This window comes from Streptomyces sp. SAI-135, assembly GCF_029893805.1.
GTDB lineage: Bacteria > Actinomycetota > Actinomycetes > Streptomycetales > Streptomycetaceae > Streptomyces.
The window spans coordinates 6,815,582-6,829,617 of sequence record NZ_JARXYP010000002.1; the positions used below are offsets into that span (position 1 = coordinate 6,815,582).

The following is a 14,036-nucleotide window of genomic DNA, read 5'->3' on the forward strand; positions in this document are numbered from 1 at the left end:
TGAGCGGATTCCGCGATCTTGAACGTGGTGTACTTCACGGAATCACCAGAAACGGAACTATTGGCTTCGGACTTATGTCCGGCCACCGTCCGCTTATGCCCCCAACACCCGGCGCAAGTAGTCGTTCTGGAACCGCCGGTCGGGGTCGAGCCGGTCCCGGAGCGCGGTGAACTCGCCGAAGCGCGGGTAGACGCCGTCGAAGTACTCGGCGTCGCGCGTGTGCACCTTGCCCCAGTGCGGGCGCCCCTCGTGCGCCGTGAAGATCCGCTCCGCGGCCGTGAAGTACGCCTGGTACGGCGTCCCCTTGACCATGTGGACGGCGATGTACGCGCTGTCGCGGCCCGAGGCGGTGGACAGCGTGATGTCGTCGGCGGGCGCGGTGCGCACCTCCACGGGGAAGCTGACCCGCAGCCCGGAGCGGTCGACCACCGCCTTCAGTTCGCGCAGCGTCTCCACCACGGCCTCGCGCGGGACCGCGTACTCCATCTCCACGAACCGCACCCGGCGCGGCGATGTGAAGACCTTGTACGGGATGTCGGTGTACGTCCGCGCCGACAGCGCCTTGCTGGAGATCCGCGCGATCGAGGGAATCGTGCCCGGTGCCGCCCGGCCGACCCACTGGGCCACCTGGAAGACGCCGTTGGAGAGGAACTCGTCCTCGAACCAGCCCTGGAGCTGCGGCACCGGCTTCTCCGGGCCCGCGCTGCGGTTGTTGCGCTTGGTGTTGGTGGAACCGGTGTGCGGGAACCAGTAGAACTCGAAGTGTTCGTTCTCGGCCCAGAGTTCGTCGAACGTGCTGGTGACCTTGTCGAAGCTCATCGGCTCCTCACGGGCGGTGAGCAGGAAGATCGGCTCGACGGCGAACGTGATGGCGGTGACGATGCCGAGGGCGCCGAGGCCGATCCGGGCGGCCGCGAAGACCTCGGGGTTCTCCTTCTCGGAGCAGGAGAGCACCGAGCCGTCGGCCGTGACCAGTTCGATGCCCCTGATCTGGGCGGCGATCGAGGCCGACTCGCGGCCCGTGCCGTGGGTCCCGGTACTGGTCGCTCCGGAGACCGTCTGCTCCATGATGTCGCCCATGTTGGTGAGCGACAGCCCCTCGCGCGCGAGAGCCATGTTGAGCCTCTTGAGCGGGGTGCCGGCCTCGACGGTGACGGTCATGGCGTCCCGGTCGATGTTGCGGATACCGGTCAACAGTTGAGGGCGGATCACCACGCCGTCGGTGGCGGCGATCGACGTGAAGGAGTGCCCGGTGCCCACGGCCTTCACCCTGAGACCGTCCTCGGCGGCCTTCCGTACGGCAGCGGCCAGCTCGTCGACCGAGGCGGGCGTGACCTCCCGCGCGGGACGGGCGGTGACATTGCCGCCCCAGTTACGCCACGTGCCGTTCTTCGCGCTCGCTGCCGTGCTCAACGCTGCCTCCCCGACGTGGATCCGGCCTCTTGAGCCGGCGGTACCCCAGGAAACCGACCGCGACCGCGACGGCCCCGGACACCGCCGGAACCCCGTACCCGGCACGCGCACCGGCCGCGTCGATCACCCAGCCGGCCACGGAGGAGCCGAGCGCGACCCCGACCGCGAGCCCGGTACTGATCCAGGTCATGCCCTCGGTCAGTTGCGCGCGTGGTACGTGCTGCTCGATCAGGGACATCGTCGTGATCATCGTGGGAGCGATGGAGAGGCCCGCAACGAACAGCGCCACGGCCAGAAACGGCAAGTTCCCGACCAGTAGGAGGGGGATCATACTCACGGCCATGGCGCATATGCCCAGCAGCCAGCGAGGTTCGGGTCGTCCCCCGAAGTGCAACAGCCCGAACACGAGGCCCGCCACGCACGACCCCGCCGCGTAGAGGGCGAGCACGACGCTCGCGGCCGCCTTGTGGCCCTGCTCGTCGGCGAAGGCCACGGTGACCACGTCCACCGCCCCGAAGATCGCCCCGGTCGCCACGAAGGTGGCCACCAGGACCTGGAGGCCCGGCGAGCGCAGCGCCGTACGGCCGCCGTCCTGCTCGCGCGGGTGCGGGGCCGGCTCGGTGGCCCGCTGCGCGGTCAGCCAGAACACCCCGACCGCCAGGAAGCAGGCGGCGAGCAGCGGACCCGCCTCCGGGAACCAGGCCGTGGACAGCCCGATGGAGATGATCGGCCCGAAGATGAAGCAGACCTCGTCGACCACCGACTCGAAGGAGTAGGCGGTGTGCAGCTGTGGGGTGCCCCGGTACAGGGCGGCCCACCGCGCGCGGATCATCGCGCCGAGGCTCGGCACCGAGCCGATGCCGACGGCACACACGAACAGCACCCAGTCCGGCCAGCCGAAGTGCGCCGCGAGCAGCATCCCGGCGGACGCCACCAGCGCGACGAGGGTCGCCGGACGCAGCACCCGCCGCTGGCCGTGCAGGTCCACCAGCCGGGAGACCTGCGGGCCGATCGCCGCGGCGGCCAGCGCGATGGTGGCCGACAGCGAGCCCGCGAGCCCGTACCTGCCGGTGAGCTGGGAGATCATCGTGACCACGCCGATGCCCATCATGGACAGCGGCATCCGGCCGACGAAGCCCGCGGCGGCGAAGCCCTTGGAGCCGGGGGCGGCGAACAGGGCGCGGTAGGGGCTGGGCACAGGGGTCTCCGGTCGGCCGGCGAGCAGCGGCTCGTGCAGCGGTAAGGCGCGAATGCGCCTGATACAGCTTACGGGTGAGGTGACCCGGACGCACCCGTCCGAGCGACCCGGGAACCCGGCCCGCCACCCCGCCGTTTCCCGGCTGTCAGTACCGGATGACAGGATCGACCCATGCGAGACGCGCTCGACGCCACCCCCTACGACGCCCTGCTCCTGCTCTCGTTCGGAGGCCCCGAGGGCCCGGACGACGTGGTCCCGTTCCTGGAGAACGTGACGCGCGGGCGCGGCATCCCCAAGGAACGCCTGAAGGAAGTCGGGCAGCACTACTTCCTGTTCGGCGGGGTCAGCCCCATCAACGACCAGAACCGCGCCCTGCTGGACGCCCTGCGCAAGGACTTCGCGGACCACGGCCTGGACCTGCCGGTCTACTGGGGCAACCGCAACTGGGCGCCCTACCTCACCGACACCCTGCGCGAGATGGTCACCGACGGCCACCGCCGCATCCTGGTCCTCGCCACCAGCGCCTACGCCTCCTACTCGGGCTGCCGCCAGTACCGCGAGAACCTCGCCGAGTCGCTGGCCGCGCTGGAGGCCGAGGGCCTGGAGCTGCCGAGGATCGACAAGCTGCGGCACTACTTCAACCACCCCGGCTTCGTGGAGCCCATGGTGGACGGGGTGCTCGCGTCCCTCGCCGAGCTCCCCGAGGAGGTCCGCGACGGCGCCCACATCGCCTTCTCGACCCACTCGATCCCCGACGCGTCCGCGGACACCTCGGGGCCGGTCGAGGGCCACGGAGAGGGCGGCGCGTACGTCGCGCAGCACCTGGAGGTCGCCCGCCTGATCGCGGACGCGGTCCGCGAGCGCAGCGGCGTCGAGCACCCCTGGCAGCTCGTCTACCAGTCCCGCTCCGGCGCCCCGCACATCCCGTGGCTGGAGCCCGACATCTGCGACCACCTGGAGGAGCGCCACGCCTCGGGCGTCCCGGCCGTGGTGATCGCGCCCATCGGATTCGTCTCCGACCACATGGAGGTCCTCTACGACCTCGACACCGAGGCCAGGGCCAAGGCCGAGGAACTCGGTCTGCCGATGCGCCGCTCGGCGACCGTCGGCGATGACCCGCGCTTCGCCGCCGCCGTCCGCGACCTGGTCCTGGAGCGGGCCGCCGTCGAGCGCGGACAGGAGGTCACGCCCTGCGTCCTCGGCGCGCTCGGGGCCTCCCACAACGTCTGCCCGGTCGGCTGCTGCCCCGCCCGCGCCGCCAAGCCCGCCGCCGCGGGCGTCGACAGCCCGTACGCGTGAGGAGCCCCGTGACCGACCCCCTGCACGCGGAACTGCTGCGGCTGGCCCGGGAGGCCGCCCGCCGCGCCGGCACCCTGCTCCGCGACGGACGCCCGGCCGACCTCGAGGTCGCCAGGACCAAGTCCAGCCCCATCGACGTGGTGACCGAGATGGACATCGCGGCCGAGAAGCTGATCACTGACCTGATCTCCGAGCACCGCCCGGACGACGGCTTCCTCGGCGAGGAGGGTGCCTCCACCGAGGGCACCAGCGGCGTCCGCTGGGTCGTCGACCCGCTCGACGGCACGGTCAACTACCTCTACGGGCTGCCGACTTGGTCCGTCTCCATCGCCGCCGAGCAGAACGGCGAGACCGTCGTCGGGGTCGTCGCGGCGCCGATGCGCGCAGAGACGTACCACGCGGTCCGCGGCGAGGGCGCCTGGGCCACGGGCGCGTGGGAGGGCGAGCGCAGGCTGGCCTGCCGCCCGGCGCCGCCCCTGGAGCAGGCCCTGGTGTCCACCGGCTTCAACTACGTCACCGAGGTCCGCACCCACCAGGCCGAGGTGGCCGCGAAGCTGATCCCCCTGCTGCGCGACATCCGCCGCGGCGGCTCGGCGGCGGTCGACCTGTGCGACCTGGCCGCGGGCCGCCTGGACGGCTACTACGAGCGAGGCCTGAACGCCTGGGACTACGCGGCCGGCGACCTCATCGCCCGGGAAGCGGGCGCCCTCACCGGTGGGCGGCCCGGAGAGCGCCCGAACCCCGCCCTCACCGTGGCCGGCACCCCGGGGGTCTTCGAGCCCCTCCAGCGGCTCCTGGAGGACTTCGGCGCCTGGCACGACTGACGGGCCGACTCCGGGCGAACACGAGGTGAACGAGCCCGGACAGCGACGCAGCGGGCCCCCGGCGCTGGATTCGCCGGGGGCCCGCTGTCGTGCCGCGAAGCCGATCAGACGCTAGGCGCTGACCTCCACACCGTGTTCGGCCGCGAGGCGGCGCAGGTCGTCGAGCTCGCCCTGCTCCACCTCGACGAGGAAGTCGTCGCCCTCGTCCCGGGCCCGCGTCAGGTCGGTCTCGGTCGCCCTTATGCGCTGCAGAAGTCCTGCGGTGAATGCGTCCATGCTGCGCCCCCTCGTCCTGGGTCGTGAGTCGGTGGCACGGGGGTGTGCCGATCGGAAGGGGCGATCACGTCTCTTGCGGGTGCCCAGCGCTGCCCAGGCCGGGCGGCGACGGTGCCGGACACCCACGCCCGCTCTGCGAAAGCGCGGACAGTGCCGTGCCGCATGGTGGTACGGCACATGCAGAGCGTGATCGCGGGGTGTAAAGCCGTCCTCCCCCCGCTCCCTCCAACGGAAACCTCAACCGCGCGAGAAAATCCCGCATTCCCGCTCACGCACTCGTCTTTCAGCTGTCCCTCACCCGCCTTACAGCCGACTTATGGCCGAAAAGGGCAGGATGGAGGCCAACACTCACCCGGATCCCTGCCCGCGCGTGCCCGAAGCGCGCTACGCGGGTGGACACAGGAAGGACAAGCGACGTGCGCGTACTCGTCGTCGAGGACGAGCAACTGCTCGCCGATGCGGTGGCCACCGGACTTCGCCGGGAGGCCATGGCCGTCGACGTCGTGTACGACGGTGCGGCCGCTCTGGAACGCATCGGCGTCAACGACTACGACGTGGTGGTCCTCGACCGCGACCTGCCCCTGGTCCACGGCGACGACGTCTGCCGCAAGATCGTCGAGCTCGGCATGCCCACGCGCGTGCTGATGCTCACGGCCTCCGGCGACGTCAGCGACCGCGTCGAGGGTCTGGAGATCGGCGCCGACGACTATCTGCCCAAGCCCTTCGCCTTCAGCGAGCTGACGGCACGCGTGCGTGCCCTCGGCCGGCGCACCAGCGTGCCGCTGCCGCCCGTCCTGGAGCGCGCCGGGATCAAGCTCGACCCCAACCGCCGCGAGGTGTTCCGCGACGGCAAGGAGGTCCAGCTCGCCCCCAAGGAGTTCGCCGTCCTGGAGGTGCTGATGCGCTCCGAGGGCGCCGTCGTCTCCGCGGAGCAGCTCCTGGAGAAGGCGTGGGACGAGAACACCGACCCCTTCACCAACGTCGTGCGCGTGACCGTGATGACGCTGCGCCGCAAGCTGGGCGAACCCCCGGTGATCGTCACGGTCCCCGGCTCGGGCTACCGGATCTGATACCCGTGGCCTCGTCTCCCGCGCCTCCCCAGGCGCCCCCGAAGCCCACCTGGGACCCCCGCAGGCCGGCCCCGCCGCTGCCGTGGCTGCGCCCGACCATCCGCATAAGGCTCACGCTGCTGTACGGCGGCATGTTCCTGATCGCGGGCATCCTGCTGCTGTCGATCATCTATCTGATCGCCGCCCAGGCGCTCAACGTCGGCAGTGAGCTCCCCTTCAAGATCACCGCGGGCAGCGTCGCCAGCGACATCTGCAACCTGCCCTCGAACGTCTCGCCCGACGTCATGAACAAGGCCATGGACAGCTGCGTCAACGACCAGCGCCAGCACGCCCTGGACAGCCTCCTCAGCCGCTCGCTGCTGGCCCTGCTCGGCCTCGCGATCATCGCCTTCGCCTTCGGCTACGCCATGGCGGGACGCGTCCTGTCCCCGCTGGGCCGGATCCTGCGCACCGCGCGCGCGGTGGCCGGCTCCGACCTGTCCCGCCGTATCGAGCTGGACGGACCGGACGACGAGCTCAAGGAGCTGGCCGACACCTTCGACGACATGCTGGAGCGCCTGGAGCGGGCCTTCACGGCCCAGCAGCGTTTCGTCGGCAACGCCTCGCACGAGCTGCGGACACCGCTGGCGATCAACCGCACGCTCCTGGAGGTGCACCTGTCCGATCCGGGTGCCCCGGTGGAGCTCCAGCAGCTCGGCAAGACCCTGCTGGCCACCAACGAGCGCAGTGAACAGCTCGTGGAGGGCCTGCTGCTGCTCGCCCGCAGCGACAACCAGATCGTCGAGCGCAAGCCCGTGGACCTCGCCGAGGTCGCCGAGCAGGCCGTGGACCAGGTGCACGGCGAGGCGGAGGCCAAGGGCGTGGCGATCCGCGGCGAGCAGAAGTCGGCGGTCGTCCAGGGCAACGGCGTCCTGCTGGAGCGGATCGCCCTGAATCTCGTGCAGAACGCCGTGCGCTACAACGTGCCCGAGGGCGGCTGGGTCGAGGTCACCACGGACGTCCAGCACGGCCAGGCCGTGCTCACGGTGACCAACACCGGCCCCGTCGTCCCGGCGTACGAGGTGGACGACCTCTTCGAGCCCTTCAAGCGGCTGCGCGGTGCCGACCGCACCGGCAGCGACAAGGGCGTCGGTCTCGGCCTGTCCATCGTGCGGTCCGTGGCGCGGGCGCACGGCGGGCACATCACGGCTCAGCCGCGCGAAGGGGGTGGGCTCGTGATGCGAGTCACCCTTCCGGTCTGAGATCATGGCCCCCGCACCGGGATCGGTACACAGGGATGTTCGCTTTGCGCGGAATTTTCGGGGCATTCGGAGGACTTCCCCCTGTGTGATCGATCACAAGGGAGAATTTCCAGCCATCCACTCTCCGTGATCATGCACCCTGTCGGAAAGCCGGGAAAATCCGGGTTTTCAGGGGTCCTGATCACGGGAAGTACACGGTGAGACGCCTTTGAAGTGCGGGATTCGGACCGTGTACGGTCCCGATCGCCATCCAACCCGATCACTCAAGAGGAGTCCGGTTGGGTGTCGATTGAGTAACAGACCTTGATGTGAGGCAAAATCTCCGCCTCGGGTCGGGCACAAGTCCGGCCTCTCACGCGTTACGTGCGCTGGAGACACCGCAGACACCCAGAGGGGGAGAGCGACATGGCAACGGATTACGACACCCCACGCAAGACCGACGACGACGTCGACTCGGACAGCCTTGAAGAGCTCAAGGCGCGTAGGAACGACAAGTCGACCTCCGCAGTGGACGTCGACGAGTTCGAGGCCGCCGAAGGCCTGGAACTGCCCGGAGCGGACCTCTCGAACGAAGAGCTGGCCGTCCGGGTGCTGCCCAAGCAGCAGGACGAGTTCACCTGCATGAGCTGCTTCCTGGTGCACCACCGCAGCCAGCTGGCCCGCGAGAAGAACGGCCAGCCGATCTGCCGCGACTGCGACTGAGGGCGGGTCGGGCATGACTGGCTCGACCCCTCCTTGGAAGCGCCGCTCTCCCTGGCGGGGAGCGGACCAGGGGCCGTCCGTCGGTCCCCAGCACACGCGTGACGACGAGCGGGGCTCTTCCGGACCGGGAGCCTCGCTCGAACCGGTGGCCGACCGGGCCGACCTCCCGGTGCAGGCCGGTCCGGCCAGGACGCCCGCTCCCGTCGCCGGACCGGGGGTCCCCCCGCTCGAGCGAAGCCGAGAGTGGGGGAGGGTGGCGGCGATCCGGGACAAGGCCCGGGAAGGGGTCCGCAAGAGCGGCAGCCGGGCCAGAGCGGGCCTGGCGTACCTCGCCGACCGGATCATCGAGATAGCCCCGCGTATCCCCGTACGGGACCTCGCGACCCTCCGCCGCCAGTTCCCCGGTCTCGGACCCGAGGAGATCGCGGACAAGCTCGTCGCGGGCGCCGCGAGCGCCACGGCGACGGTCGGGGCGGGGGTGGGTGCGGCGGCGATGCTTCCCGTGCCGCCGGCGATGCCGACCGAACTGGCCGCCGAGATCACCGGCGTGGCCGTGATCGAGCTGAAGCTGATCGCCGAACTCCACGAGCTCTACGGCGTACGGCCGCCCGGCAACCTCAAGGAGCGCAGCACCGCGTATCTGAACTCCTGGTCGGGAGAGCGCGGGATCGACGTGAAGAAGCCGTCGACGGTGAGCGGCGCGCTCAACAGCCCGATGAAGCAGCAGTTGCGGCAGCAGATCATGAAGCGGATGATCCGGGACCTGCCGAACCTCATGCCGTTCCTGGTCGGCGCCGCCGTCGGTGCGGTCATGAACCGCAGGGACACCAGAAGGCTCGCCGACCGGATCCGCAAGGACCTGCGCAAGGCCCAGGTGCCCTGGGAGCGGCTCCCCGCGCTGCCGGCCCTGGAGGTTCCGGCGAACCCGCTGGAGCTGGAGAAGTAAGACTTCCGTGAGAAGTCCGGGCCTCGCCTGCCGGTCGGCCGGGTGAAGCCCTGTACGAACGTTCTAGGCGGCAGCCGTGCGAGCCGTCCTCAGCGCCTCGGCCAGCCGCTCCGGCTCCCGCGTCGACAGGTAGAGGTACGGCGTGGGGTCGGCCGGGTCGACGACCTCCACCTTCAGCGCCCTCGGGATGTAGGCGCGCAGCAGCAGGAAGGCGCGGGTGTCGGCCTTGTACGTCCGCCAGGCCCGGGCCTCCTCCGGGTCGAGGATCTCCGCCTCGCCCAGCGCCGACACCGGGATCTTCGCCTCGCCCGCGATCAGTGAGTCGCCCACGATCCGGATGCGCAGCGAGCCGTAGGAGCTCGCCACGACCGCGGCCGCGGCGGTGCCGCCGACCAGGCCGCCGAGCAGCGGAAGCGTGCCGAAGGGGAGCAGGATCAGCGCGAAGGAGACCCCGACCAGGAAGGAGATCAGCCACCAGGAGCGGGGCGCGGTGAGACGTTCGTCGTACGGGACGGCGGAGGGCTGCATGAAACCAAGCTTGGCACGGTGTCCTGATACTCCCGACGCGCGGGTAAGGTCTGCGCCTGTGAGTGGTACTTCCCCGGCTCTCCAGCCTCCCGCCGACGCGACGCAACCCGTGCGACACCCGGACGCCCCCGCGCCCGGTGAGCTGCTCGGTGCGCACTACGGCCAGTGTTTCGGCTGTGGCGGCGAGCAGCCCCACGGACTGCACCTGGAGGCACGGGCCGGCGAGGGGGTCTCGGTGACCGCCGAGTTCACCGTGCGCCCCGCCCATCAGGGTGCTCCCGGCCTCGCGCACGGCGGTGTGCTCGCGACCGCCCTCGACGAGACCCTGGGCTCGCTCAACTGGCTGCTGCGCACGATCGCCGTGACCGGACGCCTGGAGACCGACTTCGTACGGCCGGTGCCCGTCGGCACGGTGCTGTACCTGGAGGCCGAGGTGACGGCGGTGGCCGGGCGGAAGATCTACTCGACCGCCACCGGCCGGATCGGCGGTCCCGAGGGGCCCGTCGCGGTCCGCGCGGACGCCCTGTTCGTCGAGGTCAAGGTCGACCACTTCATCGACAACGGCCGCCCGGAGGAGATCCGGGCCGCCATGGACGACCCGGACCAGGTCCGGCGTGCCCGTGCCTTCGAGGTGAACCCGTGAGCCGTGATCCCCTGAACGTGCTGATCCGGCGCGTCGACCCCGACGTACCGCTTCCGTCGTACGCGCACCCCGGTGACGCGGGGGCCGATCTGCGGACCACCGAGAGCCGTGAACTCAAGCCCGGCGAGCGGGCCGTGCTGCCCACGGGGGTGTCTGTGGCCCTGCCGGAGGGGTACGCGGCCTTCGTGCACCCACGATCCGGTCTCGCCGCCCGCTGCGGTGTCGCTCTCGTGAATGCCCCGGGGACGGTTGATGCCGGGTACCGTGGGGAGATCAAGGTGATCGTGGTGAATCTCGACCCGCACGAGTCGGTGCGGTTCGAGCGTTTCGACCGGATCGCCCAACTCGTCGTCCAGCAGGTCGAGAGGGTCCGCTTCCAGGAGGTCGCGGAGCTTCCCGAGTCGGCGCGGGCCGAGGGGGGCTTCGGGTCCACCGGCGGTCACGCCGCCGTGGGCGACGGGGGCGATACAGGCGATGCGGCCGCCGCGGGCGGTCATACGGGTGGGAATCGATACGCTTCGGTCGTATCCGACCGGGAAGGACAGTGACGTGTTCGGACGTCGCAAGAAGAAGGGTGCCGCCGAGGACGCGGCCGGCGAGGCCGAGCAGGTCGTCGACAGCGTCGACACTGAGGCGGACGACGTGGAGCGCGAGCGCGTACGGCTGGAGCCGGAGCCGCGGCCCGACGGGCCCTGGGACAGCACCGAGGTGCGCGACCCCACCGAGGGCCGGGTGGACCTGGGCGGTCTCTTCGTGCCCGGCGTCGACGGCATGGAACTGCGGGTCGAGGTCGCGGGCGACGCGATCGTCGCGGCCACCGTCGTGCTGCGCGACAGCGCCATCCAGCTCCAGGCCTTCGCCGCTCCCAAGCGTGAGGGCATCTGGGGCGAGGTGCGCGAGGAGATCGGCTCCGGCATCACGCAGCAGGGCGGCATCGTCGACGAGGTCGAGGGTCCGCTGGGCTGGGAGCTGCGTGCCCAGGTGCCGGTGCAGCTGCCGGACGGCACGGGCGGCTTCCAGGTCGTGCGGTTCGTGGGTGTGGACGGCCCGCGCTGGTTCCTGCGCGGTGTGATCTCGGGCCAGGGTGCGGTGCAGCCGCAGGCGGCCGGGCTCCTGGAGCAGATCTTCCGGGACACGGTCGTGGTCCGCGGCGAGGGCCCGATGGCGCCCCGCGACCCGATCGTCCTCAAGCTGCCGAACGACGCCCAGATGGTCCCCGAGGGCGTCCAGCAGCAGGACGAGGGCTCCCGCTTCTCCGGCGGGATGGGCCAGCTCCAGCGCGGACCGGAGATCACCGAGGTCCGCTAGTCGTACGACGTCGAGGGCCGTACTCCCGGTGGGGTGCGGCCCTTTCGCATGCGCGGACCCTTGACGGCTGATTGGTCTGTACCTACGGTCTCCGCTCAACGCCTCTGTTCATAAAGGCGCTTTCCGTTCATGTACGAGAACGAAAGGCCCCCCACGCATGCGCAGAACCGCTCTCCTGGCCACGGTCGCGGCCCTCGCCGCCGGCGCTCTCGCCGTGCCCGCCGACGCCGCGCCCGCCACCTTCGTCCATCCCGGAGTCACCGTCTCCCAGGGGCAGTTGGACTTCGCCCGCAGCAAGGTCAACGCGGGTGCCCAGCCCTGGAAAGGTGCCTTCGACGCGATGCTGGCGAGCAAGTACGCCGACCTGAACCGCACGCCCAAGCCGCGCGCGGTGGTCGAGTGCGGGTCGTACTCGAACCCCAACTACGGCTGCACCGACGAACGCGAGGACGCGATCGCCGCGTACACCGACGCGCTCGCCTGGTACGTCACCCGGGACGAGCGGTACGCCAGGAAGGCCATCCAGCTCATGGACGCCTGGTCGGCGGTGATCACGGACCACACCAACAGCAACGCGCCCCTCCAGACCGGCTGGGCGGGCTCCTCCTGGCCCAAGGCCGCCGAGATCATCAAGTACACGTACGGCGGGGGCTGGGCGAACTCCGGGCGCTTCGCGACCATGCTCCGGAACGTCTACCTCCCCGAGGTCGTCAACGGCTCGAACTCCAACGGCAACTGGGAGCTGTCGATGATGGAGGCGGCCGTCGGCATCTCCGTCTTCCTGGAGGACAAGACGTCGTACGACAAGGCCATGACGAAGTTCCGCACCCGTACCGCGGCCTACGTCTACCTCGCCTCCGACGGTGAGCTGCCCAGGACCGTGCCGAGCCAGAACCTCGACACCCGCGACAAGATCGTCGGTTACTGGCAGGGGCAGTCCACCTTCGTCACCGGGCTCACCCAGGAGACCTGCCGGGACTTCACGCACACGGGGTACGGCATCTCCGCGATCTCGCACGTCGCCGAGACGAGCCGGATCCAGGGACAGGACCTGTACGGCACGGACGTGGGGGAGCGGCTGCGGCAGGCGCTGGGGTTCCAGGCCAAGTACGAGCTGGGGACGGCCGTGCCGAGCTGGCTGTGCGGGGGGTCGCTGAAGCTCGGGCTCGGGCCGGTGACGGAGGTCGGGTACAACGCGCTGCACAACAGGCTCGGCACGGCCATGACCAATACGCAGGCCCTGACCGAGCGGAACCGTCCGGCGGGGAGCAACAATCTCTTTGTGGCGTGGGAGACGCTCACACACGGGGACAACCCGAGCTGAAACCGTTGAAGGCCGGGCGCCGGACGGTGATACTGGCGCCCGGTTCCACGGGGTGCACGGGGTGCACGGGGGAGGACGCATGACTCAGGTGGTCACCGAGACCATGGTGCGGGTCGAGGACATCCACAGGTCGTTCGGTGAGGGGGCCGCGGCGGTGCACGCACTGCGCGGGGTCTCCTTCGAGGTGCCGCGCGGTGAACTGGTCGCGCTCAAGGGGCGCTCGGGCTCCGGGAAGACGACACTCCTCAACATCGTCGGCGGGCTCGACCGGCCAGACCGGGGGCGCGTCGAACTCGACGGGGTGGACCTCGCGGGGCTGGACGAGGACGGGCTGCTGGCCCTGCGCCGGGACCGCATCGGCTTCGTCTTCCAGTCCTTCGGGCTCATCCCGATCCTGACGGCCGCCGAGAACGTGGGCGTGCCGATGCGGCTGCGGCGGATGGAGGCACGCGCGCGTGAGGAGCGGGTCGAGCTGCTGCTGGCCCTGGTCGGCCTCGCGGACCACGCGAAGCAGCGACCCGGTGAGCTCTCCGGCGGCCAGCAGCAACGTGTCGCCATCGCCCGCGCGCTGGCCAACAACCCCGCGCTCCTGGTCGCCGACGAGCCGACGGGCCAACTGGACGCGGAGACCGGTCACGCCGTGATGGAACTCCTGCGGGCCGTCGTGCACAGCGAGAACGTCACCGCACTGGTGGCGACCCATGACGCGACACTGCTGGATCTGGCGGATCGGGTGCTGGAGCTGGGGGACGGGGAGATCGTGACGGTGTGAGTCGGGTGTACTCGCGTGAACGTGCCGGGAATTCGGGCGCGGGGTGACTGGCAGGGGTGACTGACAGGGGTGCTTCGGCTCCGGGGGCCGGCGTGACGGGTGCGCTCCGGGCCGGTGCGGCCGCCGGGCATGCGGCTGCGGTCCGGGGGACGGCCGCGGAGGCACTCGGGTACGTCCGGGCGGCCTGAAGGTCTCTGACCCTGGGCGGGGTCGGGGTGGCGACGGGCGTCGCAGCGGCGCCGGGTGGCTGAAGCCCTGCCCGGGCAGGGCTGCGGGGGGTTCGCTGCTTGACCGGAGGGGGCTCCGGGAGGTGGGCCGTGGGCGAGGGCCCCGGACGCCAAGTCCGTTTCCGGGGCTCTTGTCATGGGCTCAGGCGGGTGTGCAGGGGGTGTCGTGACTCGGGGGCAACGCCCTGCGTCCGGCTCCCGCCGCGGTGGGCTGGTCGTCCAGCCCGTTTCCGAGGCTTTCGTGGTGGCGCACGCGAGGATGCAG

The 14,036-nt window shown here is 70.7% G+C and carries 15 protein-coding genes; 11 read left to right on the forward strand and 4 right to left on the reverse strand.

Annotated elements, in window-relative coordinates:
- Nucleotides 1-93: 93 nt before the first annotated feature.
- Nucleotides 94-1,413, reverse strand: a complete 1,320-nt coding sequence (locus tag M2163_RS35355; protein WP_280895991.1) for a D-arabinono-1,4-lactone oxidase — start codon at nucleotides 1,411-1,413, stop codon at nucleotides 94-96.
- Nucleotides 1,373-2,611, reverse strand: a complete 1,239-nt coding sequence (locus M2163_RS35360) for an MFS transporter (RefSeq protein ID WP_280848858.1) — start codon at nucleotides 2,609-2,611, stop codon at nucleotides 1,373-1,375. Before M2163_RS35360 ends, M2163_RS35355 begins: the two co-directional genes overlap by 41 nt.
- 171 nt (nucleotides 2,612-2,782) lie before the next feature.
- Between M2163_RS35360 and M2163_RS35365 the strand changes: the two genes are divergently transcribed.
- Both M2163_RS35365 and M2163_RS35370 read left to right on the forward strand, forming a co-directional pair.
- Complete coding sequence (locus M2163_RS35365; RefSeq protein ID WP_280895992.1) at nucleotides 2,783-3,910, forward strand: ferrochelatase; 1,128 nt, start codon at nucleotides 2,783-2,785, stop codon at nucleotides 3,908-3,910.
- A gap of 8 nt (nucleotides 3,911-3,918) precedes the next feature.
- Nucleotides 3,919-4,734, forward strand: a complete 816-nt coding sequence (locus tag M2163_RS35370; RefSeq protein ID WP_280895993.1) for an inositol monophosphatase family protein — start codon at nucleotides 3,919-3,921, stop codon at nucleotides 4,732-4,734.
- Between the two features lie 111 nt (nucleotides 4,735-4,845).
- On the opposite strand, the gene M2163_RS35375 is transcribed toward M2163_RS35370, so the two are convergent.
- Nucleotides 4,846-5,010 (reverse strand): hypothetical protein, encoded by a 165-nt coding sequence (locus M2163_RS35375; protein WP_164784887.1) that lies wholly within the window; start codon nucleotides 5,008-5,010, stop codon nucleotides 4,846-4,848.
- A 416-nt stretch (nucleotides 5,011-5,426) separates the two neighbouring features.
- Here M2163_RS35375 and M2163_RS35380 point away from each other — a divergent pair, with 416 nt between their 5' ends.
- From M2163_RS35380 to M2163_RS35395, 4 genes are all read left to right on the forward strand, one after another.
- Nucleotides 5,427-6,080, forward strand: coding sequence for a response regulator transcription factor (locus tag M2163_RS35380; protein ID WP_007385219.1), 654 nt, complete (start codon nucleotides 5,427-5,429; stop codon nucleotides 6,078-6,080).
- Between the two features lie 5 nt (nucleotides 6,081-6,085).
- Complete coding sequence (locus M2163_RS35385) at nucleotides 6,086-7,321, forward strand: HAMP domain-containing sensor histidine kinase (RefSeq protein WP_280895994.1); 1,236 nt, start codon at nucleotides 6,086-6,088, stop codon at nucleotides 7,319-7,321.
- A gap of 405 nt (nucleotides 7,322-7,726) precedes the next feature.
- Nucleotides 7,727-8,023, forward strand: a complete 297-nt coding sequence (locus M2163_RS35390; protein WP_005481602.1) for a DUF4193 domain-containing protein — start codon at nucleotides 7,727-7,729, stop codon at nucleotides 8,021-8,023.
- 13 nt (nucleotides 8,024-8,036) lie between these two features.
- Nucleotides 8,037-8,969: a hypothetical protein gene (locus tag M2163_RS35395; RefSeq protein WP_280895995.1), complete on the forward strand. Its 933-nt coding sequence runs from the start codon at nucleotides 8,037-8,039 to the stop codon at nucleotides 8,967-8,969.
- Nucleotides 8,970-9,032: 63 nt separating this feature from the next.
- Here M2163_RS35395 and M2163_RS35400 read toward each other — a convergent pair whose 3' ends face one another.
- Complete coding sequence (locus M2163_RS35400; RefSeq protein WP_280848853.1) at nucleotides 9,033-9,497, reverse strand: DUF3093 domain-containing protein; 465 nt, start codon at nucleotides 9,495-9,497, stop codon at nucleotides 9,033-9,035.
- A 58-nt stretch (nucleotides 9,498-9,555) separates the two neighbouring features.
- Between M2163_RS35400 and M2163_RS35405 the strand changes: the two genes are divergently transcribed.
- From M2163_RS35405 to M2163_RS35425, 5 genes are all read left to right on the forward strand, one after another.
- Nucleotides 9,556-10,140 (forward strand): PaaI family thioesterase, encoded by a 585-nt coding sequence (locus tag M2163_RS35405; RefSeq protein ID WP_280848851.1) that lies wholly within the window; start codon nucleotides 9,556-9,558, stop codon nucleotides 10,138-10,140.
- Nucleotides 10,137-10,688 carry a dUTP diphosphatase gene (gene dut, locus M2163_RS35410; RefSeq protein WP_053848499.1) on the forward strand — a complete coding sequence of 184 codons (552 nt, stop codon included), beginning with the start codon at nucleotides 10,137-10,139 and terminating at the stop codon, nucleotides 10,686-10,688. Before M2163_RS35405 ends, dut begins: the two co-directional genes overlap by 4 nt.
- Before the next feature lies 1 nt (nucleotide 10,689).
- Nucleotides 10,690-11,448 (forward strand): DUF3710 domain-containing protein, encoded by a 759-nt coding sequence (locus M2163_RS35415; RefSeq protein WP_280895996.1) that lies wholly within the window; start codon nucleotides 10,690-10,692, stop codon nucleotides 11,446-11,448.
- Between the two features lie 157 nt (nucleotides 11,449-11,605).
- A complete protein-coding gene (locus tag M2163_RS35420; protein ID WP_280895997.1) occupies nucleotides 11,606-12,772 on the forward strand; it encodes an alginate lyase family protein in 1,167 nt (388 codons plus the stop codon).
- A gap of 79 nt (nucleotides 12,773-12,851) precedes the next feature.
- Nucleotides 12,852-13,544 (forward strand): ABC transporter ATP-binding protein, encoded by a 693-nt coding sequence (locus M2163_RS35425; protein WP_280895998.1) that lies wholly within the window; start codon nucleotides 12,852-12,854, stop codon nucleotides 13,542-13,544.
- The last annotated feature ends 492 nt before the right edge of the window (nucleotides 13,545-14,036 follow it).

Bases quoted from the DNA above. Each gene is read 5' to 3' on its own strand.
- M2163_RS35390 (WP_005481602.1), top strand. From the start codon at position 7,727: ATGGCAACGGATTACGACACCCCACGCAAGACCGACGACGACGTCGAC.
- M2163_RS35365 (WP_280895992.1), top strand. From the start codon at position 2,783: ATGCGAGACGCGCTCGACGCCACCCCCTACGACGCCCTGCTCCTGCTC.
- M2163_RS35425 (WP_280895998.1), top strand. From the start codon at position 12,852: ATGACTCAGGTGGTCACCGAGACCATGGTGCGGGTCGAGGACATCCAC.
- M2163_RS35375 (WP_164784887.1), bottom strand. From the start codon at position 5,010: ATGGACGCATTCACCGCAGGACTTCTGCAGCGCATAAGGGCGACCGAG.
- M2163_RS35395 (WP_280895995.1), top strand. From the start codon at position 8,037: ATGACTGGCTCGACCCCTCCTTGGAAGCGCCGCTCTCCCTGGCGGGGA.
- M2163_RS35420 (WP_280895997.1), top strand. From the start codon at position 11,606: ATGCGCAGAACCGCTCTCCTGGCCACGGTCGCGGCCCTCGCCGCCGGC.
- M2163_RS35400 (WP_280848853.1), bottom strand. From the start codon at position 9,497: ATGCAGCCCTCCGCCGTCCCGTACGACGAACGTCTCACCGCGCCCCGC.